The organism is Pantoea sp. X-Soil-ISGK-421, from assembly GCF_059730785.1.
The window spans coordinates 89106-116103 of the sequence record NZ_AP035979.1; the positions used below are offsets into that span (position 1 = coordinate 89106).

Annotated in this window: 23 protein-coding genes; 5 read left to right on the plus strand and 18 right to left on the minus strand. The window is 57.3% G+C overall.

The window, feature by feature from the left end; translation table 11 throughout:
- Positions 1 to 20 precede the first annotated feature (20 nt).
- From xylR to xylF, 4 genes are all read right to left on the minus strand, one after another.
- Positions 21 to 1199, minus strand: a complete 1179-nt coding sequence (gene xylR / locus AC6I8K_RS00440) for a D-xylose utilization transcriptional activator XylR (protein WP_483816523.1) — start codon at positions 1197 to 1199, stop codon at positions 21 to 23.
- Between the two features lie 93 nt (positions 1200 to 1292).
- The gene (gene xylH / locus AC6I8K_RS00445; protein WP_483816524.1) at positions 1293 to 2474 is read right to left on the minus strand and encodes a xylose ABC transporter permease XylH; all 1182 of its coding nucleotides are present in this window, start codon (positions 2472 to 2474) and stop codon (positions 1293 to 1295) included.
- Positions 2467 to 3993: a xylose ABC transporter ATP-binding protein gene (locus AC6I8K_RS00450; protein ID WP_497826063.1), complete on the minus strand. Its 1527-nt coding sequence runs from the start codon at positions 3991 to 3993 to the stop codon at positions 2467 to 2469. The genes xylH and AC6I8K_RS00450 overlap by 8 nt, the downstream gene beginning before the upstream one ends.
- 22 nt (positions 3994 to 4015) lie before the next feature.
- Positions 4016 to 5008: a D-xylose ABC transporter substrate-binding protein gene (gene xylF, locus AC6I8K_RS00455; RefSeq protein WP_497826064.1), complete on the minus strand. Its 993-nt coding sequence runs from the start codon at positions 5006 to 5008 to the stop codon at positions 4016 to 4018.
- Positions 5009 to 5353: 345 nt separating this feature from the next.
- Here xylF and xylA point away from each other — a divergent pair, with 345 nt between their 5' ends.
- The 3 genes from xylA (at position 5354) to AC6I8K_RS00470 (ending at position 9271) form a co-directional block, all read left to right on the plus strand.
- On the plus strand, positions 5354 to 6676 hold the full coding sequence (gene xylA / locus AC6I8K_RS00460) for a xylose isomerase (protein WP_497826065.1): 1323 nt from the start codon (positions 5354 to 5356) through the stop codon (positions 6674 to 6676).
- Between the two features lie 17 nt (positions 6677 to 6693).
- Positions 6694 to 8136, plus strand: a complete 1443-nt coding sequence (gene xylB, locus AC6I8K_RS00465; RefSeq protein ID WP_497826066.1) for a xylulokinase — start codon at positions 6694 to 6696, stop codon at positions 8134 to 8136.
- A gap of 202 nt (positions 8137 to 8338) precedes the next feature.
- Positions 8339 to 9271, plus strand: a complete 933-nt coding sequence (locus AC6I8K_RS00470; protein WP_483816529.1) for a GlxA family transcriptional regulator — start codon at positions 8339 to 8341, stop codon at positions 9269 to 9271.
- On the opposite strand, the gene AC6I8K_RS00475 is transcribed toward AC6I8K_RS00470, so the two are convergent.
- The 10 genes from AC6I8K_RS00475 to AC6I8K_RS00520 form a co-directional block, all read right to left on the minus strand.
- The gene (locus AC6I8K_RS00475; protein ID WP_497826067.1) at positions 9256 to 10251 is read right to left on the minus strand and encodes an acyltransferase; all 996 of its coding nucleotides are present in this window, start codon (positions 10249 to 10251) and stop codon (positions 9256 to 9258) included. The genes AC6I8K_RS00470 and AC6I8K_RS00475 overlap by 16 nt on opposite strands.
- Before the next feature lie 202 nt (positions 10252 to 10453).
- Positions 10454 to 11569 carry a mandelate racemase/muconate lactonizing enzyme family protein gene (locus AC6I8K_RS00480; RefSeq protein ID WP_483816531.1) on the minus strand — a complete coding sequence of 372 codons (1116 nt, stop codon included), beginning with the start codon at positions 11567 to 11569 and terminating at the stop codon, positions 10454 to 10456.
- A 33-nt stretch (positions 11570 to 11602) separates the two neighbouring features.
- A complete protein-coding gene (locus tag AC6I8K_RS00485) occupies positions 11603 to 12364 on the minus strand; it encodes a GntR family transcriptional regulator (protein WP_497826068.1) in 762 nt (253 codons plus the stop codon).
- Between the two features lie 14 nt (positions 12365 to 12378).
- A complete protein-coding gene (locus AC6I8K_RS00490) occupies positions 12379 to 13755 on the minus strand; it encodes a dihydroorotase (protein WP_483816533.1) in 1377 nt (458 codons plus the stop codon).
- Entirely contained in the window at positions 13755 to 14678 is a 924-nt protein-coding gene (locus AC6I8K_RS00495) for an ABC transporter substrate-binding protein (RefSeq protein ID WP_497826069.1), read from the minus strand. Before AC6I8K_RS00495 ends, AC6I8K_RS00490 begins: the two co-directional genes overlap by 1 nt.
- Positions 14678 to 15730, minus strand: a complete 1053-nt coding sequence (locus AC6I8K_RS00500; protein WP_497826070.1) for an alpha-hydroxy acid oxidase — start codon at positions 15728 to 15730, stop codon at positions 14678 to 14680. Before AC6I8K_RS00500 ends, AC6I8K_RS00495 begins: the two co-directional genes overlap by 1 nt.
- The gene (locus AC6I8K_RS00505) at positions 15717 to 17243 is read right to left on the minus strand and encodes an amino acid ABC transporter permease/ATP-binding protein (RefSeq protein ID WP_483816536.1); all 1527 of its coding nucleotides are present in this window, start codon (positions 17241 to 17243) and stop codon (positions 15717 to 15719) included. The genes AC6I8K_RS00500 and AC6I8K_RS00505 overlap by 14 nt, the downstream gene beginning before the upstream one ends.
- 64 nt (positions 17244 to 17307) lie before the next feature.
- Positions 17308 to 18204 carry a transporter substrate-binding domain-containing protein gene (locus tag AC6I8K_RS00510; protein WP_064738335.1) on the minus strand — a complete coding sequence of 299 codons (897 nt, stop codon included), beginning with the start codon at positions 18202 to 18204 and terminating at the stop codon, positions 17308 to 17310.
- A 116-nt stretch (positions 18205 to 18320) separates the two neighbouring features.
- Positions 18321 to 19292: a D-2-hydroxyacid dehydrogenase gene (locus AC6I8K_RS00515; protein ID WP_497826071.1), complete on the minus strand. Its 972-nt coding sequence runs from the start codon at positions 19290 to 19292 to the stop codon at positions 18321 to 18323.
- Positions 19292 to 19684 (minus strand): RidA family protein, encoded by a 393-nt coding sequence (locus AC6I8K_RS00520; RefSeq protein WP_064738236.1) that lies wholly within the window; start codon positions 19682 to 19684, stop codon positions 19292 to 19294. The genes AC6I8K_RS00515 and AC6I8K_RS00520 overlap by 1 nt, the downstream gene beginning before the upstream one ends.
- Positions 19685 to 20031: 347 nt before the next feature.
- Here AC6I8K_RS00520 and glyQ point away from each other — a divergent pair, with 347 nt between their 5' ends.
- Positions 20032 to 20943 carry a glycine--tRNA ligase subunit alpha gene (gene glyQ, locus AC6I8K_RS00525; RefSeq protein WP_497826072.1) on the plus strand — a complete coding sequence of 304 codons (912 nt, stop codon included), beginning with the start codon at positions 20032 to 20034 and terminating at the stop codon, positions 20941 to 20943.
- 9 nt (positions 20944 to 20952) lie between these two features.
- On the plus strand, positions 20953 to 23022 hold the full coding sequence (gene glyS, locus AC6I8K_RS00530; protein ID WP_497826073.1) for a glycine--tRNA ligase subunit beta: 2070 nt from the start codon (positions 20953 to 20955) through the stop codon (positions 23020 to 23022).
- Positions 23023 to 23097: 75 nt separating this feature from the next.
- Here glyS and AC6I8K_RS00535 read toward each other — a convergent pair whose 3' ends face one another.
- The 4 genes from AC6I8K_RS00535 to selA all read right to left on the minus strand — a co-directional run bounded on the left by AC6I8K_RS00535 (position 23098) and on the right by selA (position 26997).
- Complete coding sequence (locus AC6I8K_RS00535) at positions 23098 to 23385, minus strand: type II toxin-antitoxin system RelE/ParE family toxin (protein WP_497826074.1); 288 nt, start codon at positions 23383 to 23385, stop codon at positions 23098 to 23100.
- The gene (locus tag AC6I8K_RS00540; protein WP_064738334.1) at positions 23372 to 23656 is read right to left on the minus strand and encodes a type II toxin-antitoxin system ParD family antitoxin; all 285 of its coding nucleotides are present in this window, start codon (positions 23654 to 23656) and stop codon (positions 23372 to 23374) included. The genes AC6I8K_RS00535 and AC6I8K_RS00540 overlap by 14 nt, the downstream gene beginning before the upstream one ends.
- Before the next feature lie 111 nt (positions 23657 to 23767).
- Positions 23768 to 25621, minus strand: a complete 1854-nt coding sequence (gene selB / locus AC6I8K_RS00545) for a selenocysteine-specific translation elongation factor (RefSeq protein WP_497826075.1) — start codon at positions 25619 to 25621, stop codon at positions 23768 to 23770.
- Positions 25618 to 26997, minus strand: coding sequence for an L-seryl-tRNA(Sec) selenium transferase (gene selA / locus AC6I8K_RS00550; protein ID WP_497826076.1), 1380 nt, complete (start codon positions 26995 to 26997; stop codon positions 25618 to 25620). Before selA ends, selB begins: the two co-directional genes overlap by 4 nt.
- Position 26998: the final 1 nt, after the last annotated feature.

Consider the following 26998-nt stretch of genomic DNA (forward strand, 5'->3'; position numbering starts at 1 on the left):
TTCTTGATCTCAGGCGTGCGTCACAGCACATTTTCACCGTGAAGCTGCCGATACTCTTTGGGTGTATTGGCATAACTTTTCTTAAATACCGAATAGAAATATTGCAGCGAAGGGTAACCACACATTTGTGATATCTCATTGATGCTTAATGAAGAACATGCCAGCAGCTCGCGCGCCTTCTCCAGTTTTTCTCGGTGAATCATGGCGTGAATGGTGTCGCCGGTTTCATCGCGGAAGCGTTTTTCCAGATTTGATCGCGAGATGCCGATGGCATCCAGCACCTGTTCAACCTTAATACCTTTGCAGGCGTTAAAGCGAATGTAATGCATCGCCTGAATGACCGCAGGATCGTGCAAAGAGCGGAAATCGGTGGATAGGCGCGCAATCACTTTCACCGGTGGCACCAGAATACGCTGCAGTTGCAGAGGCTGATTATCCAATAGGCGATGCAGCAATTTTGCGGCCTGATAACCCATCTGGCGCGAACCCTGCGCCACGGACGAAAGTGCCACGCGCGACAGATACCGCGTCAGTTCCTCGTTATCGATACCGATTACCGTGAGCTTCTCAGGCACCGGAATCTTGAGATACTCGCAGGCCTGCAGAAGATGGCGCGCACGGGCATCGGTGACGGCGATGATGCCGGTTTGCTGCGGCAGGGTTTGCAGCCAGTCAGCCAAGCGGTTTTGGGCGTGCTGCCAGTTTTCCGGAGCCGTTTCCATGCCCTGATAGACCACGCCTTGATAACGCTCGCGCGCCACCAGCTGGCGGAATGCATGCTCACGCTCCTGCGCCCAACGTTTGCCGCTGGCTGCGGGCAAGCCATAGAAAGCAAAGCGGTTGACGCCTTTCTCTTTCAAATGCAAAAAGGCGCTCTCGACCAATGCGGCGTTATCGGTGGCGATGTAATGCACGGGGGGATAGTCCTGCGGCTGATGATACGATCCGCCTACGCCGACGATCGGCACCGACACGTTAGCCAGCAGTTTTTCAATCGAGGGATCGTCGTAATCCGCGATAACGCCATCACCCAGCCATTCTCGGATGTTGTCGATGCGGCAACGAAAATCCTCTTCAATGAAGATATCCCAATCCGTTTGCGACGCTTGTAAATATTCACCGACACCTTCAACCACCTGGCGGTCATAGACCTTATTGGCGTTGAACAGCAACGTAATGCGAAAGCGTTTTTCATGCATCGTGGCGCACTCTCCTAAATCGACAGCACCTTGCATAGCATGGCACGACGGACAGCAGAAAGAATTTGCGCCACAGTGTGATCCCCCACGCGATTACACCCGACGCCGTGTCGCGGTATCCATCCACACCGCCAGCAGCAGAATGGCGCCCTTCACGATGTACTGCCAGAAGGTCGGGACATCCATCATGCTCATGCCGTTATCCAGGGAAGCCATAATAAAGGCGCCGATTACCGCGCCTGCCACTGAGCCCACGCCGCCCGCCAGACTGGTACCGCCAATTACACAGGCGGCGATGGCATCCAGCTCGGCAATATTGCCTGCCGAAGGCGAACCCGCGCCAAGGCGTGAACTCAGAATCAGACCCGCAATCGCCACCATCACGCCATTAATGGCAAACACAGCCAGCTTGGTGCGGGCCACATTAATGCCCGAAAGGCGCGCGGCGTCCAGGTTGCCACCGATGGCATAAATCCGGCGGCCAAAGGCAGTGCGGGTTGCCATAAACATACCGCCGAGCAACAACAGCGCCAGCAGCAAGACGGGCGTTGGTACACCGCGATAATCGTTGAGCAGCCAAATCGCCCCTAATACCAGCACGGCGGTGATAACCTGGCGTGCAAGCGTCCCGCTGACGGACGTTTGTGCCAGGCCAAGATGTTGGCGACGCAGACGTAAACGCCATTGCCAGAGGATAAACAGCGCCAGGCCAGCAAAGCCGAAGCCAAAACCGATCCCGCCAGGCAGATAACTTTGCCCTATTTGCGACATCGCCGGGCTGGTCGGCGCTACCGTGGTGCCATCAGTGATGCCGACCAGAATGCCACGAAACGCCAGCATCCCCGCCAGCGTGACAATAAACGACGGGACCTTGCGATAGGCCACCCACCAGCCGTTCCAGGTGCCAAGCAGTAAGCCCATCACCAGCGTCACGACGATGGTGAGCGGCAAAGGCCAACCGAGCCAGACGTCAAAGATGGCCGCGGCGCCGCCGAGCAATCCCATCATTGACCCCACCGAGAGATCGATCTCTGCAGAGATAATGACAAACACCATACCGACCGCGAGAATGCCGGTGATGGCGGTCTGGCGCAGCAGGTTGGAGACATTACGTGCGCTAAGCCAGGCACCGTCGGTGGTCCAGGTGAAAAACAGGGCAATCAGGACAATCGCACCCAGCATCACCAGCACCTGTAAATCCGGTAGCGAGAATTTACCTGGCGCACCTTTACCCGGCGTGGTGAGGCCGCGTTGCGTACTTTCGGTTTTAAGCATAGTGTTCACTCCGCAGGGCGGCTTCCATCACCTGCTCCTGAGTCAGGTTATCGTTAATCAGATCGGCTTTGATTTTTCCTTCATGCATCACCAAAACCCGATCGCTCAGGCCCAATACTTCGGGCAGCTCGGACGAAATGACAATCACGGCGATCCCTTGTTGCACGAGCGAATTGATCAGCAGATAGATTTCCTGGCGTGCGCCCACATCAATGCCGCGCGTGGGCTCATCAAGAATTAAGATTTTTGGATTGAGCAACAGACATTTGGCGAGGATCGCCTTTTGCTGGTTGCCACCGCTCAGACGACCAATCGGCAGCTCCGCTGACGAAGTTTTCACCCGCAGGCGCGCAATGGCCTGGTTAATCGCCTGTTGCTCCTGCGCTTCATCCAGCAGGGAAAGCCGGGGAGAGAATTGATCCAGCGCGGCCAGCGTGATGTTTTTGCCCACGCCCATCAGCGGTACGATGCCATCTTTTTTGCGATCTTCCGGCACCATCGCGATGCCATGGGCGATGGCGGCGCGACAATCATTAATGCGGACTTTCTTGCCATTAATCTGAATATCGCCCTGCCAGCGACCGGGCCAAACGCCAAACAGGCACTGTACGGTTTCGGTTCGACCGGCACCGACCAGCCCGGCAATCCCCAGGATTTCGCCACGCTTCAGGCTGAAGGAGACGTTATCCACCCGGCGGATATGACGGTTGATAGGATGCCAGGCGGTAAGGTTGTCTACCTGCAACACGGTTTCGCCAATCTCGTGTGGGCTATGCGGATAGAGCGCAGTCAGCTCGCGCCCAACCATCATGGTGATGATGTCATCTTCACTCAGTCCGGCGGCCGGGCGTGTCGCGATATGCTGACCGTCGCGGATCACGCAGATGATGTCTGAAATCGCTTTTACCTCGTTGAGTTTGTGGGAGATGTAGATGCAGGCGATGCCGTGCTCGCGCAGGTTTTTGATAATGCTGAGCAGCACCTCGGTTTCCTGTTCAGTGAGCGAAGAGGTCGGTTCGTCAAGGATCAGCAGGCGCACCTGTTTATTCAGCGCGCGCGCAATCTCCACCAGTTGTTGCTGGCCTAATCCCAGCTCACCAACGCGCGTATCCGGGGAAACAGGCAATTTCACCCGCTCCAGCAACTGCTGACAGCGCAGCGTCATGGTTTCGTCATCCACCAAGCCGAAACGTCCCAGCTCAGCCCCAAGGAAAATGTTCTCCATCACCGTCAGCTGTCGCACCAATGCCAGCTCCTGATGGATAATCACGATCCCTTTGCGTTCGGTATCTCGGATGGTTTGCGCCTGAATCTCGTCGCCCGCAAAATGGATACTTCCTTCGAAGTCACCGTGCGGATAAAGCCCGCACAGGATCTTCATCAGTGTCGATTTCCCCGAGCCGTTTTCGCCGCACAGCGACATCACTTCACCGGCTTCCAGCTGCAGGCTAACGTCATCCAGTGCCTTCACCGCGCCGAAGCGTTTGGTGATATGGTTCATTTCCAGCAACATCGACATCTCTCCTTTGCGGGCTCGCGCCTTAGAGTTCGCTCTGCTTGTGGAAGCCGTCTTTCACTACCGTGCTTTCGATATTGTCTTTGTTCACGGGGATAGGATTTAGCAGGCGCGATGGCACATCTTTCAGGCCATTATTCAGCTTGCTGTTGCTGGCAGGTTGCTTATCGTCACCGAGTTCCACCGCGATTTTGGCCGCTTCGGTAGCCAGCTCGGTGATAGGTTTGTAGACCGTCATGGTTTGCGTGCCGTTCATGATGCGTTTGATGGCGGCGAGATCGGCATCCTGACCGGAGATCGCGACTTTGCCCGACAGTCCCTGCGCACTTAATGCCTGAATTGCACCACCTGCGGTGGCATCATTCGACGCCACAACGGCATCAATGTGGTTACTGTTGGCGGTTAAGGCGTTTTCCATTATTTTCAGCGCATTTTCCGGCAGCCAGGCATCAACCCATTGATCGCCGACCACTTTAATACTGCCATTATCGATATAAGGTTTTAACACTTTCATCTGACCGGCACGGAACAGGCGCGCGTTATTATCCACCGGCGAGCCGCCCATCAGGAAGTAATTACCTTTTGGTACTTGCTTCACAATACTTTCGGCCTGTAATTCACCCACTTTTTCATTATCGAATGAGATATAAAAATCAATGTCGGCATTATTAATCATGCGGTCATACGCCAGCACTTTAATGCCTTCACGTTTCGCTTCCGCAACCACATTACTTAAAACCTGGCCGTTATAAGGGATGATGACCAATACATCGACGCCGCGATTGATCATATTTTCAATTTGCGACATCTGCGTTTCTTCGTTGCCGTTAGCGGATTGCACAAACACTTTTGCACCCAGGGATTCGGCTTGTTTAACAAAGATATCGCGATCTTTTTGCCAACGTTCCAGACGTAAATCATCAATGGCCATGCCGATTTTGATTTCTTTGGCGCTACCCGTGTGACTAAACAGGGCCAGAGCCGCGCAGGCGGCCAACAGTGATTTTTTCATATTCATGGTGTTAATCCTGTAGGTAGAGGCTGTTGTCGTTGTAAGGCTTATAACCAGGCCGATGAATTGTTGCCCTGAGTTTCAGGCAACATCAATTACTGATTTTTATCCGGCTATTACGTTTTTTAGTTTATTTATGTTTTTATGAGCGCGATCGATATTTGAACGCTTTCAGAAAAAGTGAGAGTGAGAGGGTTCGATGAAAATAACGACATTATTTTGCGAGCTGGCGCACAAATAATAATTATCTTACGGTGAGTGTTAAATATCGTAATTGAGCAGCAGTAAATTACATCATCACAATAACGGCTCAAAGCTGACCATTCGGGTCCTCTTGCTAAGGAGCTAACTATGCACGCCTATTTCGACCAGCTTGAACGCGTTCGTTTTGAAGGAAGTAATACCCGCAATCCTCTGGCGTTTCGTCATTACAACCCGGACGAAGTGATTCTCGGTAAAACCATGGCGGAGCATCTGCGCTTTGCGGCCTGTTACTGGCATACCTTCTGCTGGAATGGCGCGGATATGTTCGGCGTCGGGGCGTTTGATCGTCCGTGGCAGAAGCCGGGTGATGCACTTGAACTGGCGAAGCAAAAGGCCGACGTTGCTTTTGAGTTCTTTCATAAACTGAATGTGCCTTACTACTGTTTCCATGATGTGGATGTCTCACCGGAAGGCGATTCGTTGAAAAGCTATCGCGAAAACTTTGCCGTGATGACGGATAAGTTGCTGGAAAAACAGCAGGAAACCGGCGTGAAACTGCTGTGGGGAACCGCGAACTGCTTTACCCATCCGCGTTACGGTGCGGGTGCGGCAACCAATCCAGATCCGGAAATTTTTGCCTGGGCCGCCAGCCAGGTGTGCAGCGCCATGCAGGCCACGAAAACCCTTGGCGGCGAGAACTATGTGCTGTGGGGCGGGCGTGAAGGTTATGAAACCCTGCTGAATACTGACCTGCGCCAGGAGCGCGAGCAGATTGGCCGGTTTATGCAGATGGTGGTGGAGCACAAACATAAGATCGGTTTCCACGGCATGCTGCTGATTGAACCCAAGCCACAGGAACCGACAAAACATCAGTATGACTATGATGTCGCGACAGTTTATGGCTTCCTGAAGCAATTCGGGTTGGAGAAAGAGATCAAAGTAAATGTGGAAGCCAACCACGCGACGCTGGCCGGGCACTCATTCCATCATGAAATCGCAACCGCCATCGCGCTGGGGATATTTGGCTCGGTGGATGCTAACCGCGGCGATATGCAGTGTGGCTGGGATACCGACCAGTTCCCGGTCAGCGTTGAAGAGAATGCGCTAGTGCTGTACGAAATTATCAAAGCGGGCGGATTCACCACCGGCGGCTTAAACTTTGATGCCAAAGTGCGTCGTCAGAGCACGGATAAATATGACTTGTTCTACGGCCATATCGGCGCGATGGATACCATGGCGCTGGCGTTAAAAGTCGCGGCACGCATGGTGGCGGATGGTGAGTTGGATAAGCGTGTGGCACAGCGTTACAGCGGCTGGAACGGCGAGTTCGGACAGCAGATCCTGAAGGGGGAATTTTCCCTCGCCGCGCTGGCGGAACAGGCGCAGCAACAGCAATTTGATCCACAGCATCGCAGTGGACGCCAGGAGCAGCTGGAGAATCTGGTGAATCACTACTTGTTTGATTTTTAACTTTTCAGGAGCGCAGCATGGTTATCGGCATCGATTTAGGCACCTCCGGCGTGAAAGTGGCACTGCTGGATGCACACGGCAAAGTGATCGCAGTGGAGAGTGCGCCGCTGGAGGTGTCGCGGCCGCAGCCGTTATGGAGTGAGCAAGATGCCGAAAGCTGGTGGCAAGCGACGGATCAAGCCATGCAGGCGCTGGCGCAGCAGCACGACCTGCGCGGCGTTAAGGCGATTGGACTGAGCGGGCAGATGCACGGTGCCACTTTACTGGATAGCGATAATCAGGTGCTGCGTCCGGCGATTTTGTGGAATGACGGGCGCAGTGGTGAGCAGTGTCAGGAACTGGAAAAGCGCGTGCCGGATGCGCGTCGCATCACGGGTAACTTGATGATGCCCGGCTTCACCGCGCCTAAGCTGCTATGGGTGAAACAGCATGAACCGCAGGTGTTTGCTCAGGTGGCTAAAGTGTTGTTACCCAAAGATTATCTGCGCTTTCGTATGAGTGGAGATTTTGCCAGCGATATGTCGGACGCGGCGGGAACGATGTGGCTGGATGTGGCGCAGCGCGACTGGAGTGAGGAGATGCTCAACGCCTGCGATTTGCAGCGTAGCCAGATGCCGCAACTGTTTGAGGGCAATCAGATTACCGGTACTTTGTTGCCGGATGTCGCTGCACGATGGGGCATGCAAACGGTGCCGCTGGTGGCGGGCGGCGGCGATAACGCGGCGGGCGCGGTAGGCGTTGGCATGGTTGAGCCGGGACAAGGCATGCTGTCGCTCGGTACGTCAGGCGTCTATTTCCTGGTGAGCGACGGCTATCTCAGTAATCCCCAGCGTGCGGTGCACAGTTTCTGTCACGCGCTGCCGCAACGCTGGCATTTAATGTCGGTGATTTTGAGCGCGGCTTCCTGCCTCGATTGGGCGGCGGCGCTGACCGGTTGTGAGGATGTGCCGCAGCTGCTGAGTGAGGCGGAGAAAGCGCGCAGCGATGTGCCGTCAGTGTGGTTCCTGCCTTATCTTTCTGGCGAGCGCACACCGCATAACAATCCGCAGGCGCAGGGCGCGTTCTTTGGTTTGACGCATCAGCATGGCCGACCAGAGCTGGCGCGCGCGGTGCTGCAAGGCGTGGGCTTTGCGCTGGCTGAAGGTATGGACGCGGTGCATGAGTGCGGCGTGCAGCCGAAAACCGTGATGCTGATTGGCGGCGGTGCGCGAAGTGCGTACTGGCGGCAGATGCTGGCCGATATCAGCGGACACACGCTGGATTATTGTCACGGCGGCGAGGTTGGCCCGGCGCTGGGTGCGGCGAGACTGGCGCAGTTGGCGATTGATGCCGATAGCCGTTGGCCCGCGCTGGAATTGGCGCAGCGGCATCAGCCGGACGCGGCACGACATCAAGCCTATCAGCCGCAGCGTGAAGTGTTTGCACGCTTGTATCAGCAGTTACAGCCGTTGATGTCTTGATGATGGCTGGATTTGGCAGGATGTGAGGTTTTTTGTCAGGTATGATGTGCGAGTCATGTCAGATTGTTTGGCCTGATTTGGTCGCCATGAATGGCGACCCTACTGTAGGGGCGGCATTCATGCCGCCCTGGCCGAACGTCGCACCTAATTTGGCATTCATGCCGCCCTGGCCAAACGTCGCACCCATCCTACGGAGCCCACCATGCCACAACACGTCTTCTTCCTTGTCCTTCCCGGCGTGATGGCGCTCGATCTCACCGGCCCCGCTGAAACCCTGCAACTGGCTGACGGCCACTTTGCGCTGCACTACATCGGCCCGCAGCCGAGCGTGCTGTGCTCCACCGGCATGACCATCGCTGACATCGCGCCGTTACCCGCACAACTGCCCGGAAACAGCCTGCTGGTGGTGCCCGGCGTGTACGATTCTCGCGTCTGTTTCGACACCGAACCGGCAGCGATGGCGCGTGACTGGCTGCGTCAGCAGCAATCGGCGATTAACGAGCAGCGCATCACGCTGGTGTGCATCTGTTCCGGGGCACTTCTTTCGGCACAGGCGGGATTACTGGATGGCATACATTGCACCACGCATCACGATGTCTTATCGCGGCTGAAAGCGGCAGCACCGGCGGCATTAGTGAAAGATAACCGTGTTTTCGTCGAAGATAGCGGTATCTGGACCAGCGCGGGCATTACCGCTGGCATTGACCTGGCGTTGCATTTGATTAATCGGCTGTGCGGTGCGCCGCAGGCTTTGAAGGTGGCACGCGAAATGGTGGTGTGGTTCCGCCGTTCCGGCGACGATCCGCAGCTGTCGCCGTGGCTACGCTATCGCAACCACATGCATCCAGCGATTCACCGCGCGCAGGATGTAATGATCGCCCATCCCGAACACGACTGGTCGCTGAGCGCGCTGGCCGAGCGGGCGCACGTCAGCGAACGCCATCTGACTCGCTTGTTCCGCCAGCATCTGGGCATCAGCGTGCGCGAGTACCACGAACAGCTGCGCTTAGTGATTGCACGCCAACGTCAGCAACAGGGTGAAGCGGCGGAGAAAGCGGCGCTGGCGGCCGGATTCTCCTCGGCGCGCCAGCTGCGACGCGCACATCAGCGCTGGGACGATCAGCTTACCAGATGACGTTTATCCACGCGTTTTAGCAGTATCGCCAGCAGCAGGCTACCCAATAGCGTTACGCCCATTACCCACGGTAAATCGAGCCAGGGCCGCGACATGTCATCGTAATGATTGGTGCGTAGAAAGTGGATGAACAGCGCGTGAAAGCCGTAGATCGGTAGCGAGTAATGAGAAATGGTGGCGAGAATCGGCAGCGCACGCTGATTAAGCGTATTTTTGAACAAGATCAACAGGCTGATAGCAGCGATAAACACCAGCGGCCCGCAATAGAGATACCAGGTATCGTTGAACGCGCCGTTGATTTTCAGCATCTGCTTGGTGCCGAGCGCAATGCCAAGCACACAGGCGAGAAAGCCCAATCCCGCCAGCCAGCTCACGCTACGCCTGTCAGTTTCCATGCAGCCAATCGCACGTCCGAGCAGTGCATACAACAAATAGTAAATGCTGTCGCCGCTAACATACAGGTTCACCGGCAGCCAGTGGAATGGCCCGAGCGATTGGCTCACGGTATTTGGATTCGCCAGCACCGCCAGCACGATTACCAGCATGGCCACATAACGCGGTGCCACGCTTTTTACCTGAATCAGCGGTGATAACAGATAGATGCCGATGATGGCGAAGAAGAACCACAGGTGGTAAAACACCGGTTTTTGCAGCAGCTTGAGCAACGATCGCCCTTCGCTGATCGGCGTTAGCCAGGTGATATACGCCAGCGCCACCCCGCTATAGAACAGCAGGCACAGCACGATGCGCAGCAGATGACGCCCTTGGGCGCTGCGTTCACCGAAAAACAGGTAACCTGAGATCATAAAGAACAGCGGAACGCAGACGCGTGACGCCGAGTTTAGCAGGTTCGCCACATCCCAGCTCATACCCGATGCAGCCATTGGTCCGGTGATATACCAGGTCGTGGTGTGGATGACGATCACCATCAAGCAGGCAACCGCACGTAAGTTGTCGATCCAGTAAATTTTTTGCTGCATGGCGTCCTCTTGCATTAGCTGCGAAGAAGGGTAGCCAGTGAGCGGCACGGCAACAACCTTTTGCGTTGGAATTCAGATCGCTCTGATGTTTGGTACAGGATTCAGTTACCGCACATGCCGTAGCGGCGCGATTCATCGCGCAATAAATTGCGCCGCTACGATGTGTGTGTCTTGATATATCGGTGTTTTGCCATGACGGACTTTAATCACGCACCAAAAACTTCTCGATCACCGCTTCGTCCGGTTCCACGCCGAGGCCTGGCTCGCTCGGCAGCCACGCGTAACCGTCGGCGATGCGCACCGGATTTTTCGCCAGCGAGCGGCTGATTTCGCCCGGCTCGACGCAATACTCCATCACCAATGCATTCTCAATTGCACACAGGAAATGCAGCGAGGCGGCGGTATTGATGTCGGTGGTGAAGTTGTGATTGCACACCTTGCGTCCGCGGCTGTGCGCGTAGCTGGCAATCTCCATCGCCTGAGTGAAGCCGGTGCGTGTCAGATCAATCTGCACTATGTCGATGCCGCCTTCATCAATCAGGCGCTGGAAGCCGACGACGGAACACTCTTGCTCTCCGGCGGCGATATGCTGCTGGCAGGCGGCGGAAACCTGGCCGTAACCGGCGTAGTTATCGGGATGCAGCGGCTCTTCGATCCAGAACAGATTGAGATGCTCGTAACGCTGACTGCGTCGAACGGTGGTTTTGGCGTCCCACACATGGCCGACATCCAGCATCAGATCCACGTTATCGCCCATCGCTTTACGCAGTGCTTCGAGATAGCGCAGATCCAGCGCTTCGTCGGTGCCAAACGGCTCCCAGCCAAACTTCACGCCGCTATGGCCGGTATCAATGGCGTGTTGCGCGCGAGCAACGGTCTCTTCCACGCTGAACTGAAACATGTTGGAGGAGTAAACGCGCATCTTGTCGCGCAGCGCGCCGCCCAGTAGTTCCACAATCGGCTTGCCGAGCGCTTTGCCTTTGATGTCCCATAACGCAATGTCGATACCGGCCATCGCCTGCAATACCGCGCCGCTGCGTCCGTAATAGATCGTGGCGCGGTGCATTTTCTTCCACAAACGGCCAGTTTCCAGCGGATTTTCGCCCATCAGCAGCGATTTGAGGCCAGTGACCATGGTGTGCGAATAGGGCGCTTCGATAATGGCTTTGGTGACATACGGGCTGCCATCCACTTCGCCCCAGCCGATGATGCCGGCATCGGTGGTGATTTTGATCAGCAGCGCATCCTGAGAACTGTCGGTGCGCTGCTCAATCACGGGCAGGCGCAGGTAAAACGCCTCAACGTTGATGATTTTCATGGTGTTTTCCCTGGTGTAAAGGCAATTCAAAAATTAGCGGAGAGCGGAACGGTGCTGTCGGCGCTGTGTTATCAGGGTTTCGTAATCCACGTCCAGCGCTTGAATGCGGATGTGGTTCTCAACCTCGTCGGTCATTTTGGCGATGTCGCCATCGGCAAAGACATTAATCAGCCGCTGGTGCTCCTCAATGATGTCGCTCATTGATTTGCCCATGGTGGAAAGGCCGAAAATCACCGTCAGCTGACGGGCAATCGACTCCCACAAATTGCTCAGCACCGGGTTGAGCGCAAAGCTGCACAGCGTGCGGTGGAAATCGGTATCGGCGGAGGCAAAGCCGTAAACATCGTCGTTTTGCATCATCGCCTGCATCTGCGCCACGCCTTGATAGAGCTGATTAAGCTGCTCGGTGCTGTTGCGGCCAGCCTCAATCGCGCGGCGACAGGCCAGGGTCTCCAGCGGGATGCGCACATCGATAATCTGCTCCAGCCGCTGATGGGAAATCTCCATCAGGCGGATGCCTTTATACGGCTCGCTGGTGACAATGCCCTGGCTCTCCAGAATGCGCAGCGCTTCACGAATGGGGACGCGGCTCATGCCGAGTTTGGCCACCAACTCCGGTTCAGCAATGCGATCGCCGGGCAGGATCAGACCGCGTGAGGCGGCGCTGAGAATCGCATCCACCGCGTGATCGACCAGCGTGCGCGGACGCGCCGCATTCCAGCTGTGATCCGTCACCGTTTCCTGCGCCAGTGGGGCGCTGTTTTTACGCGTTGCGCTAGAAGGTTTTCCTGCCATGTTGTTTGTCCTGTTTAAACCTGTCGGGTCACGAACTGACCGAAGCCGGGCTCAACCTGCATCTGGTCATCCTGGAATACCGTGACGCCACGAATCATTGTGCGCACCACTTTACCCTGACAGCGCATCCCTTCAAATGCGCTCCACTTGCCAAGTCCCTGGAAATTTGCGCCGCTCACCGTCCAGCGCTGGCTGGCGTCGTAGAACACTAAATCGGCGTCAAAGCCGGGTGCAATCGCTCCTTTTTTGCCCCACAGCTGGAAAGCTTTGGCCGGGCCACTGGCGGTCATGCGCGCAAACTCGCTGAGCGCCACGCCGCGCTCGATATGGGCCGCGCTGAAGAACATCGGGCTGAGCGTTTCAACGCCGGTCAGGCCCATGCCGGCATCCCAGATGCTGGCTTCACCCGCCTGTTTTTGTGCGGGCGTGTAGGGGCAATGGTCGGAGGCGATCATGTCGACATCGCCGCGCAGCAGCACCTGCCACAGCGCATCCACCACTGGACGCGGGCGGATCGGCGGGCCGCAGCGCGCGTTAGGGCCGATGCGCACCAAATCGTCTTCGTCGAGCAGTAAATAGTGCGGGCAGGTTTCGAAGCTGGCACGCACGCGGTTTTTGGCAGCGACGATGGTTTCCGCCGCGCGCGCCGAACTCACATGCACGATATGGCAGCGTGCGCCGGTCTCTTCGGCGATGGCTAACACGCGTCCCACCGCTTCAATCTCTGCGATTTCCGGTCCTGCCTGCGCGTGAGCGCGGGTATCTTTGCGTCCGGCACGGCGCAGTTCACTACCGGCACCGATCAAAATGTCGTGATTCTCGGCGTGTACGCCAATCAGCCCGTCGAAGGTTGCCAGCTCACGCATCGCGCGCAGCAGGCCGTCATCATCGAGGCGCGGTAAACCTTTCTCGTCGGTGGCTTCACCGTTAGGCGCGCCGCTGCACAGGAAGGCTTTGAACGCCAGCGCACCGGCCTGATCCAGCGCCGCCAGTTCATGCAGGTTGCGGCCATCCAGCCCGGCCCACATGGCGTAATCCACCGAACAGTTGTCAGCCAGCCAGCTTTTTTTGGCGCTGAAGTTAGCCAGCGATGTTGCCGGTGGCAGTGAATGCGGCATCTCGACGATGGTGGTGACGCCGTGCGCCGCCGCACCGCGCGTGCCTTCACGCAGCTCCTGTTCGGGGAAATCGTGTGAGCCGGTGAAATGGGTATGCACATCAATGGCGCCGGGCACGATGATCAAGCCATGCGCATCGATCACCTCGTCAACGCCGTCGGTAAGTGCGCCCGGCGTCAACAAGCCACTGATTTTGCCGTTTTCCAGTAACAGATCGGCGGGGGCCGCGCCGTTTTCGCTGACTACCAAGCCGTTAATAATTAATTGTTTCATCACTCTGCTCCTGCCTGCGTCACCAGCGCCGCATAGGGCAACGGCTGTGAAGGATCGAGCCAACCGATAGCGCCCAATAGCTGGCTGAAATGTTCAAACTCAGCGCGTGGAATCACGCTGTCTGGCGCAAATACATTGGCGTGTTGATAGGCGGCGAGGCCGCGTTCCAGCGCATCACGCGGATAATCGGGATAAAACGCCTGCACATTTTCTGCCAGTTCGGCGGCATCATGCGTAGCCATCCACCCCAGCGCCTGCGCAATAGCGTGGGAGAAGGCAGCAAAGGCGGCGGCTTTCTCCTGCAGCACATCGGCGCGTGCGATGTAGGCGCTCCACGGCACGTGACCGCATAAGCTGGCGAGGCTGCTGATGCTGCTGAGTTGTCCGGCGGCGATGGCGGGTGCCAGCATATGCATGGCGTGCAGTGCATAATCGGCGTCACCGTTGGCAACGGCGGCGAAATCACGCGCCAGATCGCCGCTGCCCGCGATCAACTCAATATCATCCTGCAAACCGTGGCGCGCCAGCAGCCAGCGGAATGTCAGCGTTGCAGTGCCGACATTGCCGATATCCAGCACGCGTTTGCCGCGCAGGTCGCTGAGCTGAAAATCCGGCTGCGCCTGCGCCGCCGCGAGAAACCACGGGTTGGCGGCGACGGAGGCGCAAAAACACTGCAACTCTGCGCCGTGCTGCTGAAAATGCTTCATGACCACCATCGGACCGCCAAGCGTGAGATCGGCATCGCGGCTTAATACCGCCGGCACTTGTCCACCCTGCACGGTATGTCCGCCCGATTCGCTGGTGGTGAAGATCACCTGCAACTGCTGCGCGGCGAACAGGCCGAGGCTGTGCGCCAGATAGTGAGCGCAGTAATAGATGCGTGATTCGCTGGCATCGCCCTGATTGAAAATTAAGGTCTGCATCAGTTGCGCACCTCAGTGATAAAGCTGCCATTGAGTGCCACCATGTCGCTGACGCCACACCAGTGACCGATGGCTGTGATCTCATTAATCCAGCCGGAAAGCAGATCAAACACCGCGCTTTCGCCACCGGCGACTAACGCACTGATGATCGGCCGCACGCTGAGTGACAGCGACGCGCCGAGACAGCGCGCCACCACCGCATCGCTGCCGCTGCGCACGCCGCCATCCAGCAGCAGCGGCAGCCGCGTCACCGCCTGTAAATCCGGCAGCTGATCAACCGGCGTGGCCCAGCGCGCGCTTTGGCGCAGACCGATATTCGAGGCAATTAAACCGCTAACGCCGTGCTGGGTCGCCTGCGCCGCATCGTCATGATGCAAAACGCCTTTTAGCCACAGCGGCAAGTGGCGATCGGCACAGTGCGCCGCCACCTCAGCAATCTCCTGCCAGCGCCACACCGGAAAAGCCGGCAGTGGCGCAACGCCCGGCTGCGTGCCGCCGATGGTGTGCCAGCCGCGCTGTTTTAATGCGTCGCCGATGGAGAAACCGCCGGGCTGCAATCCGGCCACCGGATGCACCGGTGCCAGCACCGTCAGCACGATATTTTTAAATCCGGCCTGCGCGGCTTGATCGATCAAGGCTTTGATGCGGCCGACATCGCCCGCCGCTCGCAGTTGTAGCCAGCAGCGATCGTACTCCGCGCCGATTTGCTCCAGTGGCGTGACGGTCTCCTCAGAGATCACCAGCGGTAGCTGCAGCCGTTTGCAGGCGCGCGCAATCGGCAGCACACCTTCTTCATGGAAAATGCGGTCACCGGCAAAGGCGCCGACGCCAATCGGCGCAGACCAGCTTTGCTCATGCAGTGAAATCTGGGTGCTGATGCTTTCATTGCCCTGCAACACGCGCGGCAGTAGACGATAGCGGCGCAGCGCTTGCTGGTTGGCATCCGCTTTGTTGCCCTGGGCATCGGCAGGCTGGCCCTGCATGTAGCGGAACAGCGCATCGCCGAGGCGCTCACGCGTGGTCAGTTCAAACGGCAGTTCAGGCGTTGGCATGCTGTACCTCCGCCGCATTTTCATGTTCCAGGAAGGTGGCAAAAGCCGGCGTTTGCGGATTTTGCAGAATCGCCGGTGGACCTTCTTCAATCAGCGCGCCGTTTTGCAGGAACACCACGCGATCGGCGACGCCGGCCGCAAAGGCGATGTCGTGGGTGCTGATGATCATGGTGATGCCGGTTTGCGCCAGGCTGCGCATGGTTTGGTTCACTTCGCGCACCAGTTCAGGATCGAGCGCCGAGGTCGGTTCATCAAACAGCAGAATTTGCGGCTCTGCCGCCAGCGCACGCGCAATGCCGACGCGCTGTTTCTGTCCGCCGGACAGTTCATGCGGCAGCGAGGCGGCGAAATCACCGAGTCCTACCATTTTCAACGCGCGCATCGCTTTACCCCGCGCGATTTCCGGCTGCGCGCCCTGTACGCGCAGCAGAATGCTCATCACATTTTCCAGCGCGGTGAGGTGATCGAACAATGCGAAGTGCTGAAACACGATGCCGATGCCCGATTTAGCACGGTTCAGCGGCAGATGACGTTGCGCCAGCGCGCGACCGTTTTCATCGCTGCCCATGAAATGTCCTTCGGTTTGAATCGTGCCGCTGCTGCGTGGCGTCAGCGCCAGAATCGATTTCAGTAGCGTACTTTTGCCGGAACCCGAACGGCCCAGCAGCACCACCACTTCGCCGCGACGTACGGTTAACGACAGTGATTTCAGCACCGCTTTACCCGCGTACTCGACGCACAGCTGATCCACTTCCAGCACCGGCGCGGCGGTTTGCGTGTCCCAGCGCCGTTTCGGCAGCTGCATCGGCATCACGTCCGCCTCCGGCGGCAGTTTCGCCAGGCGCGCGCGTGCCCGGCGCGCACGTTCATCGAGGTTGTAGAACTTCTCCAGCCACCACTGACCGCCCGCCAATAGCGTAGAAAGAATCAGGTAGATGCCGCCCGACGCGACCAGCACCGGAATAAACAGGAAGTTTTGCGACACTATCGCCTGGCCGCGCATCGTCAGCTCATTGACGCCCACCACCGAAGCCAGCGAGGTGGATTTCAGCAGCCCGACGGTTTCATTGCCCATGGTGGGCAGAATGGCGCGCAGCGCCTGCGGAATCACCACGTGAATCATCTCTTTGCTGCGCGAATAACCGAATGCCTGCGCCGCCATGCTCTGATCGCGATCGGTCGCCATAATGCCGCCGCGAATGATTTCGGCGCAGAAGGCGGTTTCATTGATCATCAGGGCGAGCAGCGCGCTGGTGAACGGACTCAAGCGCAGACCAAATTCCGGCAGCACGTTGTACAGCAGAATCAGCTGCAGCAGCACCGGCGTGCCGCGCAGCGTATAGATGTAAATTTTCACCGGCAGGCGAATAAACCAGTGCTTTGAGTTGCTGGCTAACGCCAGGAAAAAACCAATCAAAATGCCGCCCGCCAGCGCGCCAACCAACAGCTGCACGGCGATAACAGCGCCTTCCCACAAGTAGGGGAAAGTCAGGTACTTAAGAAAATCATCCAAGGCGTTATCCTCCTCAGCGCCTCGAGTGCGTTGTTCACTCAAACGAGGCGGCTGAGTTTATGCATTAACCACGCGCTACAACCGGACGTTCGGCAGCGCTGCCCTGGCCCCAGTAATCCAGCAGTTTTTTCTGAGCGCCGCTTTCCTGAATCACCTTCATCGCATCCAGCACCGCAGCGCGCAGCGTGGCGTTGTCTTTGGCGATCGGGAAGCCGACCATGATCGGCAGATCAACGGTGAAGCCGCTCTGGAGAGATTTGTCAGCTTTGGCGATGGCAATCGCTGATCCGGCTTCGGTCAGATAGACGTCGGCACGACCGCTTTTCACCGCCTGAATGCTGTTGTCGGTGTTTTGCACCATCAGCATGCTGACTTCCGGTTTTCCGGCGGCACTGCATTTGGCGCTCTGTTCAGGTACCAGTTTGTTGGCTTCATAGGAACCGGCAGCGGCGGCGACGGTTTTGCCGCACAGGTCGTCAACGCTGTTGATTTTCTTCGGGTTGCCTTGCGCCAGCACCGAGCCATCCTGCACTTGCATCGAGGCGACAAAGGCGATCTGTTTCATGCGCTCTTCGGTGACGTACAGCATCGGGCCGATGTCGGCGCGTCCGCTGGCGATCGAGGTGAGCAGCACGTTGAACGAGCCGCTTTGGTAACTGTGTTTCGCGCCGAGGCAGCTGCTAATGCGCTCGAACAGCGAGGGATCGAGACCTTCAATGATGCTGGGATCTTTTTCCGATGGCGCTTCAAAGCCTTTGGTGTAGCCGCCGAGGCCAACCACCAGATCTTTGCCTTTCAGCGACGGATACCTGGTTTGTAGCGCTTTGCACTGCGCCATGGCGGCAAAGTCGCTGGCGGTGGGCGTAATGGGATCGGTGCTGGCGGCGTGGGCGCTGGAGATGCCCGCCAGTAAGCTGCCGGTGAGACCAGAGATTAACAAAGCAGTGCGTGCAAATTTCATAATAAGGTTTCCCTGATGCTGGTAAATGAGAAAGCGATGACCTTGTGATTTATGAACGTCTTTGGTGCTTTTTTTGGTGGTCGCCATAAATGGCGACCCTACGGAAATGGCGAGGCTCAGTATCCTCTTGCTGCATCAACCTGATTGCGCAGCGCTTGCCCGTGGCGGAAACGCGTCAGGTTATCGATAAACACCTCAAGACAACCGGCGAGGTAAGCGCTGTGATCGTCGAGGCTGCAGTGTGGTGTCATCACCACGCCGGGCGTGTGCCACAGCGGGTCGTCTGACGGCAACGGCTCCTGCGGATAGACATCCAGCACCGCGCCAGCCAGTTCGCCCGCGTTCAGTTTTTCGCGCATCGCACGGTAATCGAAGACATCAGCGCGACCGACAATCACGATGCCAGCACGCGAGGGCAGCAGATCGAGACGGCGGCGATCGAACAGATTGTGGGTTTGCGGCGTCAGCGGCAGCGTCGACACCACCACATCAACCTGCGGCAACACATCGTCTAGCGCATCAATCCGGATGCAGCGCGCCACGATGGCATCGCACTGACCGCTGCGCGTCACGCCAATCACGCGATAGCCTTGTGCGGTCAGCAGTTTTGCTGCCGCGCTGCCAATTCCGCCGACGCCCAGCAGTAAAACCGTTTTGCCACGCGCGCAGCCGCCAAATGTTGGACGCCACAGACGCTGCGCCTGATCCTGCAGAAAACCGGGGATGCCGAAGTTAAACATCAACGCCGCCATTAAAATGAACTCGGCCCCTTTATCGCCGTGCACGCCAGATGCATTGGTCAGCGTTACGCCTTGTGGCCAGTGCGCCAGCCACTGTTCAACGCCAGCGGACATCACTTGCACCCAGCCAAGACGGGGCGTGCTGAACTGATCGAGCGCCAGCTTGCGGCCGCTCCACAGAATGTCGCAGCGGGTGAGAAAGTCGGCGGTCTGTGCCGGATCGCTGTTTTCGCTCAGCGTGAAGTGGCTGCGCAGCGGCGGATGCGCGTCCAGCTGCAGTTGCAATTGCTCGATTGAAAGGTGGAGAGCGTGCGGGGCGCTGGCATCATTTTCGATATGAATATGCATCAGCGCATCGCCGTGACTTCCATCTCGACCAGCAGGTCAGGATGGTTGAGCTGAATGCCGACGGTGGCACGTGCCGGGAAGGGAAACTGGAAGAATTCGCTGTAAGCGGCGTTCATCTCGCTGAAAGTGCTGAGATCGGTGAGATAAATGGTGACGCGGACCACGTTGTCGAAGGTCATTTGCGCTTCGCTCAGCAGATCGCCGACGTTTTTCAGCACCTGACGCGTCTGGCTGGCAATGTCGTGGCCAATAATCTCGCCGCTGTAGGGATCAATAGCCACCTGGCCGGAAATAAACAGCATCGGTTCGTGCAACACGGCGGCGGAGAGCGGCGCAGGTCCCATTGGGCGGTCGCTGGCGTTCATTCCTGGGTAACTAAGCGCAATCTTCATGGTGAAATCTCAAGCGAATCTGTTTCACCGCAATTTCGTATACGATCACATGAGTGTCAATGCGCAATTTTTAACCATTGGGTCAAAAAGGTGATGTATATCACGTAATAAGATTCGCTGATATATATGTCAAAATAATGAAATTTAAGGTTTTAATGGGATTTTTATTGCAGTGAAGGAGGATGAGTGTGAATCGTATACGATTTTCTTATTGTTCTGTTTTAACCCGCTAAACCCTGCCGCAATCGCCTGATCGCTGGCCTGGATTTCCGGCTGCACAATCTGCGGTCAAAGGGTATACTGGCGCACTCTTTTTTTAACCGATGCGTATCGCGTGCGAATTCAACATGCCAAAGTTTGATACCAAGACCTTTCAGGGCCTGATCCTGACCTTGCAGGATTACTGGGCGCGCCAGGGCTGCACCATTGTCCAACCGTTGGACATGGAAGTGGGCGCCGGCACCTCACACCCGATGACTTGCCTGCGCGCCTTAGGCCCAGAGCCGATGGCGACCGCCTATGTGCAGCCATCTCGTCGTCCAACTGATGGACGTTACGGTGAAAACCCGAACCGTTTGCAGCACTATTACCAGTTCCAGGTGGTGATTAAGCCGAACCCGGACAACCTTCAGGAGCTATACCTTGGGTCGCTGAAAGAGCTGGGTATGGATCCCACCATCCATGACATTCGCTTTGTCGAAGACAACTGGGAAAACCCAACGCTTGGCGCATGGGGACTCGGTTGGGAAGTGTGGCTGAACGGCATGGAAGTGACGCAGTTCACTTACTTCCAGCAGGTTGGCGGCCTTGAGTGCAAGCCGGTGACCGGTGAGATCACTTACGGCTTAGAGCGCCTGGCGATGTACATTCAGGGCGTCGACAGCGTTTACGATCTGGTGTGGAGCGACGGTCCGTTCGGTAAAACCACTTACGGCGAAGTGTTCCATCAGAACGAAGTGGAACAATCGACCTACAACTTCGAATACGCCGACGTCGACTTCCTCTTCACCTGCTTCGAGCAGTATGAAAAAGAAGCACAGCAGCTGCTGGCGCTGGAGAAACCGCTGCCGCTGCCGGCTTACGAGCGCATTCTGAAAGCGGCGCACAGCTTTAATCTGCTGGACGCACGCAAGGCGATTTCGGTTACCGAACGTCAGCGCTATATCCTGCGTATCCGCACCCTGACGAAAGCCGTGGCGGAAGCCTATTATGCGTCCCGTGAGGCGCTTGGCTTCCCGTTGTGCAATAAAAACAAGTAAGAGGCAGCCATGACCGATAAAACTTTCCTGGTGGAAATTGGCACCGAAGAGTTGCCTCCGAAAGCGCTGCGCAGCCTGGCCGAAGCCTTTGCTGCGCACTTCACCGCTGAACTCGATAGCGCCGGTCTGGCGCACGGCGAAGTGAGCTGGTTTGCTGCTCCGCGCCGTCTGGCGCTGAAAGTCGCCCAGCTGGCTGCCGCGCAGCCGGATCGTGAAGTTGAAAAACGTGGCCCGGCGATTGCCGCTGCGTTTGATGCTGAGGGCAACGCCACCAAAGCGGCCGAAGGTTGGGCGCGGGGTAACGGTATCACCGTTGCTCAGGCTGAACGTCTAAGCACCGACAAAGGCGAATGGCTGGTGCATCGCGCCGCGATCACCGGTGAAAGCGCGCAGGCGCTGCTGCCAGCCATGTTGGCCACCGCGCTGAGCAAGCTGCCGATTCCTAAGCTGATGCGCTGGGGCGCGAGCGACGTGCAGTTTGTGCGTCCGGTGCACACCGTTACGCTGCTGCTGGGTGACGAGCTCATTCCCGCGAAGATTCTCGGAATCACCTCTGATCGCGTGATTCGCGGTCATCGCTTTATGGGCGAGCCTGAGTTCACCATCGACAACGCCGATCAGTATCCGCAGCTGTTGCTGGAACGCGGCAAAGTGATGGCGGATTACGCCGCGCGTAAAGCCAAAATCAAAGCGGATGCGGAAGCAGCGGCACAGCAGATTGGCGGCATCGCCGATCTGAGCGAAAGCCTGCTGGAAGAAGTGACCTCGCTGGTGGAATGGCCGGTGGTGCTGACGGCAAAATTCGAAGAGAAGTTCCTCGCGGTACCGGCTGAAGCGCTGGTTTACACCATGAAAGGTGACCAGAAGTACTTCCCGGTGTATGACGCGGCGGGCAAGCTGCTGCCGAATTTCATCTTCGTTACCAACATCGAATCCAAAGATCCACAGCAGATCATCTCCGGTAACGAGAAGGTGGTGCGTCCGCGTCTGGCGGATGCCGAGTTCTTCTTCAACTCCGATCGCAAAAAGCGTTTGGAAGATAATCTGCCGCGTCTGGAAACCGTACTGTTCCAGAAAGAGCTGGGTACGCTGCGTGACAAAACGGATCGCATTCAGGCGCTGGCTGGCTGGATTGCCGCGCAGATTGGCGCTGATGTGAATCACGCCACCCGCGCGGGCTTGCTGTCGAAATGTGACCTGATGACCAACATGGTCTTCGAGTTTACCGACACGCAGGGCGTGATGGGCATGCACTACGCGCGCCACGATGGCGAAGCGGAAGATGTGGCTGTAGCGCTGAACGAGCAGTATCAGCCGCGCTTTGCCGGTGACGATCTGCCATCGAATCCGGTGGCCTGTGCCGTGGCGATTGCCGACAAGATGGACACCCTCGCGGGTATCTTCGGTATTGGTCAGCATCCGAAAGGCGACAAAGATCCGTTTGCACTGCGCCGTGCCGCGCTGGGTGTGCTGCGCATCATTGTGGAGAAAAACCTGCCGCTCGATCTGCAAACGCTGACCGAAGAAGCGGTGCGCCTGTACGGTAGCAAGCTGAGCAACGCCAAGGTTGTCGATGAAGTGATCGACTTTATGCTGGGCCGTTTCCGTACCTGGTATCAGGAAGAGGGCCACAGCGTTGACACCATTCAGGCGGTGCTGGCGCGTCGTCCAACGCGTCCAGCTGATTTCGATGCGCGCATGAAGGCGGTTTCGCACTTCCGCACGCTGGAAGCCGCAGCCACACTGGCCGCTGCTAACAAACGCGTGTCGAATATCCTGGCGAAGTCGACCGAAACCCTGAATGACAGCGTGCAGGCTTCCCTGCTGAAAGAGAACGAAGAGATCCAACTGGCGACCTTCGTGACCGCGCTGGGCGACAAGCTGCAGCCGTACTTTGCAGAAGGTCGCTATCAGGATGCGCTGGAGGAACTGGCGCAACTGCGTGAAGCGGTGGACAACTTCTTCGATAAAGTGATGGTTAACGCTGACGATCAGGCGGTGCGTATTAACCGTTTGACGCTGCTGGCACAGCTGCGCCAGCTGTTCCTGCAGGTGGCGGACATTTCGCTGCTGCAGTAATTGGCCAGGTCGCCATGAATGGCGACCCTACAAAGGCTTATCAACAAAAGGGACGAGAAATCGTCCCTTTTTTATTCAGAACCACTGAAGCTGTGTGAAACGAACAAATGCATCTTGTGAATGATGTAGTACACGAACAATAAATACGTTCTCAGGTTCTGAGCGATAGTAAATGACATGCTCTCGATGCGGCAGCGAAAATACGTTTGCGCCCAGTTCTGCGCGCTTGCGGCCTAGCTCATTTGTGGTTAGCTGATTAAACCGCTGATGCAGCATGAGCACATATTGCTTTGCTTTCTTACTGCCGAAGTTTAAATAGCCGTAAAACCAAATCGATTCCAAATCATCATCAGCTTCTTTCATTATCTTTATCATCCTTTTCATCTATGCCGACCTTGGCTCTCATTCTGCTAAGAAAAACGTCTATGTCCCAATCTTCCGCTACTCCGCTATCGAGTCCCTGCTGAATCAATTTTTTCAAATTCTCCAGCTTTGATTCCGCCTGCTTTTCACGCAGCAAACGCAGCGAGTCGCGTACCACTTCGCTTTGCGTACGGTAGTCGCCGGACTCCACCAGAGATTCAACAAACTCGCGCAGTTCATCGCCTAAATCGATCGTCATGGTACGTGCCATCATCATTATCCAATGTAAGAGTATTTCTTACATTCTGGCACTTTTTTGCGCAACAGGGAACGTGCGTTGCAGCGCAGTTACAAGTTGAACTGCGAGGCAACGCGAGGGAATTTAGCGGGAAGAAGCGGGAAACAGGCGCGCGTCGCGCAGCAGGTGATCGTTACCCCGGCGACGGGTGAAACCGCTGCGGTCGAAGAATTCGAGAATTTGTACCGCCACTTTACGGCCGGTTCCCAGCTGATTGCGGAAATCGGCGGCGCTGGTGCTGCCACCTTGCCCGGCACGCTGACGAATCAGATCGGCGAAGATCTGGATCTGGTCGCTGCGATAGTAGCGATCGCGCACGATCGCGGTGATATGTCCGAGGCGTGCCGCGGTAAGCAACAGCGAGCGAATCGCCTGCTCATCCTGCTGCAGCGTCAGCGCGATATCACGCACCCACAGCGGCTGATCGCCAAATAGCGGGCCAACCTGCTGCCACAGTGTTGCTTCCTGCGGGTTAAAGCGCGGTTCGAAATCGGGCAGATGCAGCCAGCCTTGTCGCTGTTGCAGCTGACCTTGCGCCAGCAACTGATCTATCAGTTCTAACACCCATTCAGCAGGCTGATGCGGCATTGCCACACGACGCAGGCGATCGTGGCCAATGCCCGGTACTTCCGGATGCTGCTGATGAAAATGTGCTAAAGACTCCAGCAGCATCTGTTGCCATTGCGCGGCCTGCGCCGGACTCATCAACGCGCTGCCAAGCTGCACTGGCGCGATGTCCTCGATTAACGTGTCCAGCGCTGGCTCGGTGAATTGCCGTGCCCAGCCCAGCTCACGCACCTCGATAGGTTGATATGCCAGATGTGCGCGTAGGCGGGCGTCGTCATCGTCTGCAGCAGCGAGTTGTTGCAGCCAGGCCAGATAATCCGTCTGACGTTTGCCGCGTTTTTTACTGTCGAGCAGCAGCACGCGCGCACCACCCAGCGTTTGCTGCGCGTTGCTGTCGCGAATAATCAGCCGATCGTTTTCAGCGAGCCACAGCGGCTCATTCAGTACTATTTCCGCTATGTCATCCGCCAGCAGCGTGACGCGTCCGGTGACGTGGCTGGCGGCGTGGTGGATATGAATCGGCTGTGATGCGCTTTTCAGCGGCTGCAGCAAACGCAGCGCCACCGTTAAGCGCGTGATGCCTTCCGGTTTTGCCTGAGACAGCAGCCAATCACCGCGCGCGATCTGTGCTTTTTCTACGTCACCGACGATATTTAGCGCAATACGTTCTCCAGCCTGCGCCCGCGTCACCGATTGGTTCTGCGCATGCAGCGCACGCACGCGTAGCGGCAGGTTCAGGCTGCTGAGCCAGAGTGTATCGCCGACGTTCACTTCGCCAGCAAGCGCGGTGCCGGTGACCACTAAGCCAGTCCCTTTCAACGTGAAGGCGCGATCGATGGCGAGGCGGAAACGGTAACGATCGTCGAAAGCAGGCTCTGGCAGGCTGCTGAGATGCAGGCGCAACGCATCAATACCTCGCTGCGTGTGACTGCTGGTGACAAATTGCGGCACCGCCTGCCAGCCAAGTTGCTGCGTGAGCTGCGCCACCTGCTGCTGCACGTCGGCGATGCGCAGCTCATCCACGCGATCGGCTTTGGTCAGCGCTACGCTGAGCGGCGGCTGCCCGGCCAGACTGAGCAGCTGCAGATGTTCACGGGTTTGCGGCATCACGCCGTCGTCGCAGGCCACCACCAACAGCGCATGATGAATGCCGCCGATACCGGCCAGCATGTTAGCGAGGAATTTTTCGTGGCCCGGCACATCGATAAAGCCGAGCACGCGACCCTCCGGCTGCGGCCAATAAGCGTAGCCGAGATCGATGGTCATGCCGCGCCGCTTCTCTTCCGGCAGGCGATCGGCATCGACACCGGTTAAGGCGTGTAGCAGCGCGGTTTTGCCATGATCGACGTGTCCAGCGGTGGCAATAATCATGGTGCTAAGGCCTGAATCAGCGCGGCTTCATCGTCAAGGCAGCGTAAATCCAGCCACAGTTTGCCTTCCTGAATGCGGCCAATCACCGGCCGCGCTAAGTTGCGCCAGCGCTGTGACAAACTGGCAAGCTGGCTGCCGCGACCATCGCGTGGCGCGAAGGTAAGCGCAAAACTGGGAATGCGCTCGACCGGCAGCGATCCGCTACCGATTTGGGATGAACAAGGGGCGATCGCTAGCGAAAAATCGGCGCCATAAGCCTGTTGTAATGCCGGCATCAATCGTTCGGCCTGTTGCTGAATGTCATGGGCGGAACGCGTGAGCAGTTGCAGCGTCGGCAGGACTTCGCGCAGCGTTTCCGGCTGGCGATAGAGTTGCAGTGTAGCTTCAAGCGCCGCGAGCGTCATTTTATCGACGCGCAGCGCACGCTTAAGCGGATGCGACTGTAGCTGATCAATCAGCGCTTGTTTACCGACGATGATGCCCGCCTGCGGTCCGCCGAGCAGTTTGTCGCCGGAGAAACTCACCAAACTGACGCCTGCGGCAATCAGCTGTTGCGGCATCGGCTCGGCGGGCAGGCCATATTCGGTCATATCGATCAGTGAACCGCTGCCAAGATCGGTGATCACCGGCAATTGATAAGCTTCGCCCAGCTCAACTAACTCCGCTTCTGTTACTGCGTGAGTAAAGCCCTGAATCTGATAATTGCTGGTGTGCACTTTCATCAGCAGGCCGCTGTTTTCGCCTATCGCCGCACGATAATCTTTCAGGTGGGTGCGATTAGTGGTGCCGACTTCGACCAGTTTACAGCCCGCCTGGCGCATTACGTCGGGAATACGGAAGGCGCCGCCAATCTCTACCAACTCGCCGCGCGAGACAATCACTTCGCGCCCCGGTGCCAGGGCGGCCAGCATCAATAATACTGCGGCGGCGTTATTGTTAACGATGCATACCGCTTCCGCACCGGTTAATTCGCACAGCAGCGCGCTGACGACGCGATCGCGATGGCCGCGCGCTGCATCATCCAGCGCGTATTCCAGCGTCACGGGCTGGCGCAGGCAGTTAACCACGGCATCAATAGCGCGATCGCTCAGCTGTGCGCGACCGAGATTGGTGTGCAGCACGGTGCCGGTGAGATTAAATACCGGACGCAGCGCACTTTGCTGCTGTTGCTGACTGCGGCGCAGCGCTTCATCTGGCCAGCTCGCGTGCCAGGCTGGCAAGGTTTGATGCTGCTGGATGTGCTCGCGCGCTTCCTGCTGCAGGGTGCGCAGCTGGCGCGTGGTAAAAGCGGTGCCGAGATCAGCAAGCAGCGGCTGCAGCGCCGGATCGCGCAGCAGGCTGTCGATAGCGGGTAATTGACTGTACAGGGTTTTCATC

Coding starts and splice junctions, on each gene's coding strand:
- AC6I8K_RS00535 (WP_497826074.1), bottom strand. CDS start 23,385: ATGAAAGAAGCTGATGATGATTTGGAATCGATTTGGTTTTACGGCTAT.
- xylF (WP_497826064.1), bottom strand. CDS start 5,008: ATGAATATGAAAAAATCACTGTTGGCCGCCTGCGCGGCTCTGGCCCTG.
- AC6I8K_RS00480 (WP_483816531.1), bottom strand. CDS start 11,569: ATGAAAATCATCAACGTTGAGGCGTTTTACCTGCGCCTGCCCGTGATT.
- xylR (WP_483816523.1), bottom strand. CDS start 1,199: ATGCATGAAAAACGCTTTCGCATTACGTTGCTGTTCAACGCCAATAAG.
- AC6I8K_RS00485 (WP_497826068.1), bottom strand. CDS start 12,364: ATGGCAGGAAAACCTTCTAGCGCAACGCGTAAAAACAGCGCCCCACTG.
- AC6I8K_RS00515 (WP_497826071.1), bottom strand. CDS start 19,292: ATGCATATTCATATCGAAAATGATGCCAGCGCCCCGCACGCTCTCCAC.
- xylB (WP_497826066.1), top strand. CDS start 6,694: ATGGTTATCGGCATCGATTTAGGCACCTCCGGCGTGAAAGTGGCACTG.
- xylA (WP_497826065.1), top strand. CDS start 5,354: ATGCACGCCTATTTCGACCAGCTTGAACGCGTTCGTTTTGAAGGAAGT.
- AC6I8K_RS00495 (WP_497826069.1), bottom strand. CDS start 14,678: ATGCAGACCTTAATTTTCAATCAGGGCGATGCCAGCGAATCACGCATC.
- selA (WP_497826076.1), bottom strand. CDS start 26,997: ATGAAAACCCTGTACAGTCAATTACCCGCTATCGACAGCCTGCTGCGC.
- selB (WP_497826075.1), bottom strand. CDS start 25,621: ATGATTATTGCCACCGCTGGACACGTCGATCATGGCAAAACCGCGCTG.
- glyQ (WP_497826072.1), top strand. CDS start 20,032: ATGCCAAAGTTTGATACCAAGACCTTTCAGGGCCTGATCCTGACCTTG.
- AC6I8K_RS00540 (WP_064738334.1), bottom strand. CDS start 23,656: ATGGCACGTACCATGACGATCGATTTAGGCGATGAACTGCGCGAGTTT.
- AC6I8K_RS00520 (WP_064738236.1), bottom strand. CDS start 19,684: ATGAAGATTGCGCTTAGTTACCCAGGAATGAACGCCAGCGACCGCCCA.
- AC6I8K_RS00470 (WP_483816529.1), top strand. CDS start 8,339: ATGCCACAACACGTCTTCTTCCTTGTCCTTCCCGGCGTGATGGCGCTC.
- glyS (WP_497826073.1), top strand. CDS start 20,953: ATGACCGATAAAACTTTCCTGGTGGAAATTGGCACCGAAGAGTTGCCT.
- AC6I8K_RS00450 (WP_497826063.1), bottom strand. CDS start 3,993: ATGTCGATGTTGCTGGAAATGAACCATATCACCAAACGCTTCGGCGCG.
- AC6I8K_RS00475 (WP_497826067.1), bottom strand. CDS start 10,251: ATGCAGCAAAAAATTTACTGGATCGACAACTTACGTGCGGTTGCCTGC.
- AC6I8K_RS00490 (WP_483816533.1), bottom strand. CDS start 13,755: ATGAAACAATTAATTATTAACGGCTTGGTAGTCAGCGAAAACGGCGCG.
- AC6I8K_RS00500 (WP_497826070.1), bottom strand. CDS start 15,730: ATGCCAACGCCTGAACTGCCGTTTGAACTGACCACGCGTGAGCGCCTC.
- xylH (WP_483816524.1), bottom strand. CDS start 2,474: ATGCTTAAAACCGAAAGTACGCAACGCGGCCTCACCACGCCGGGTAAA.
- AC6I8K_RS00510 (WP_064738335.1), bottom strand. CDS start 18,204: ATGAAATTTGCACGCACTGCTTTGTTAATCTCTGGTCTCACCGGCAGC.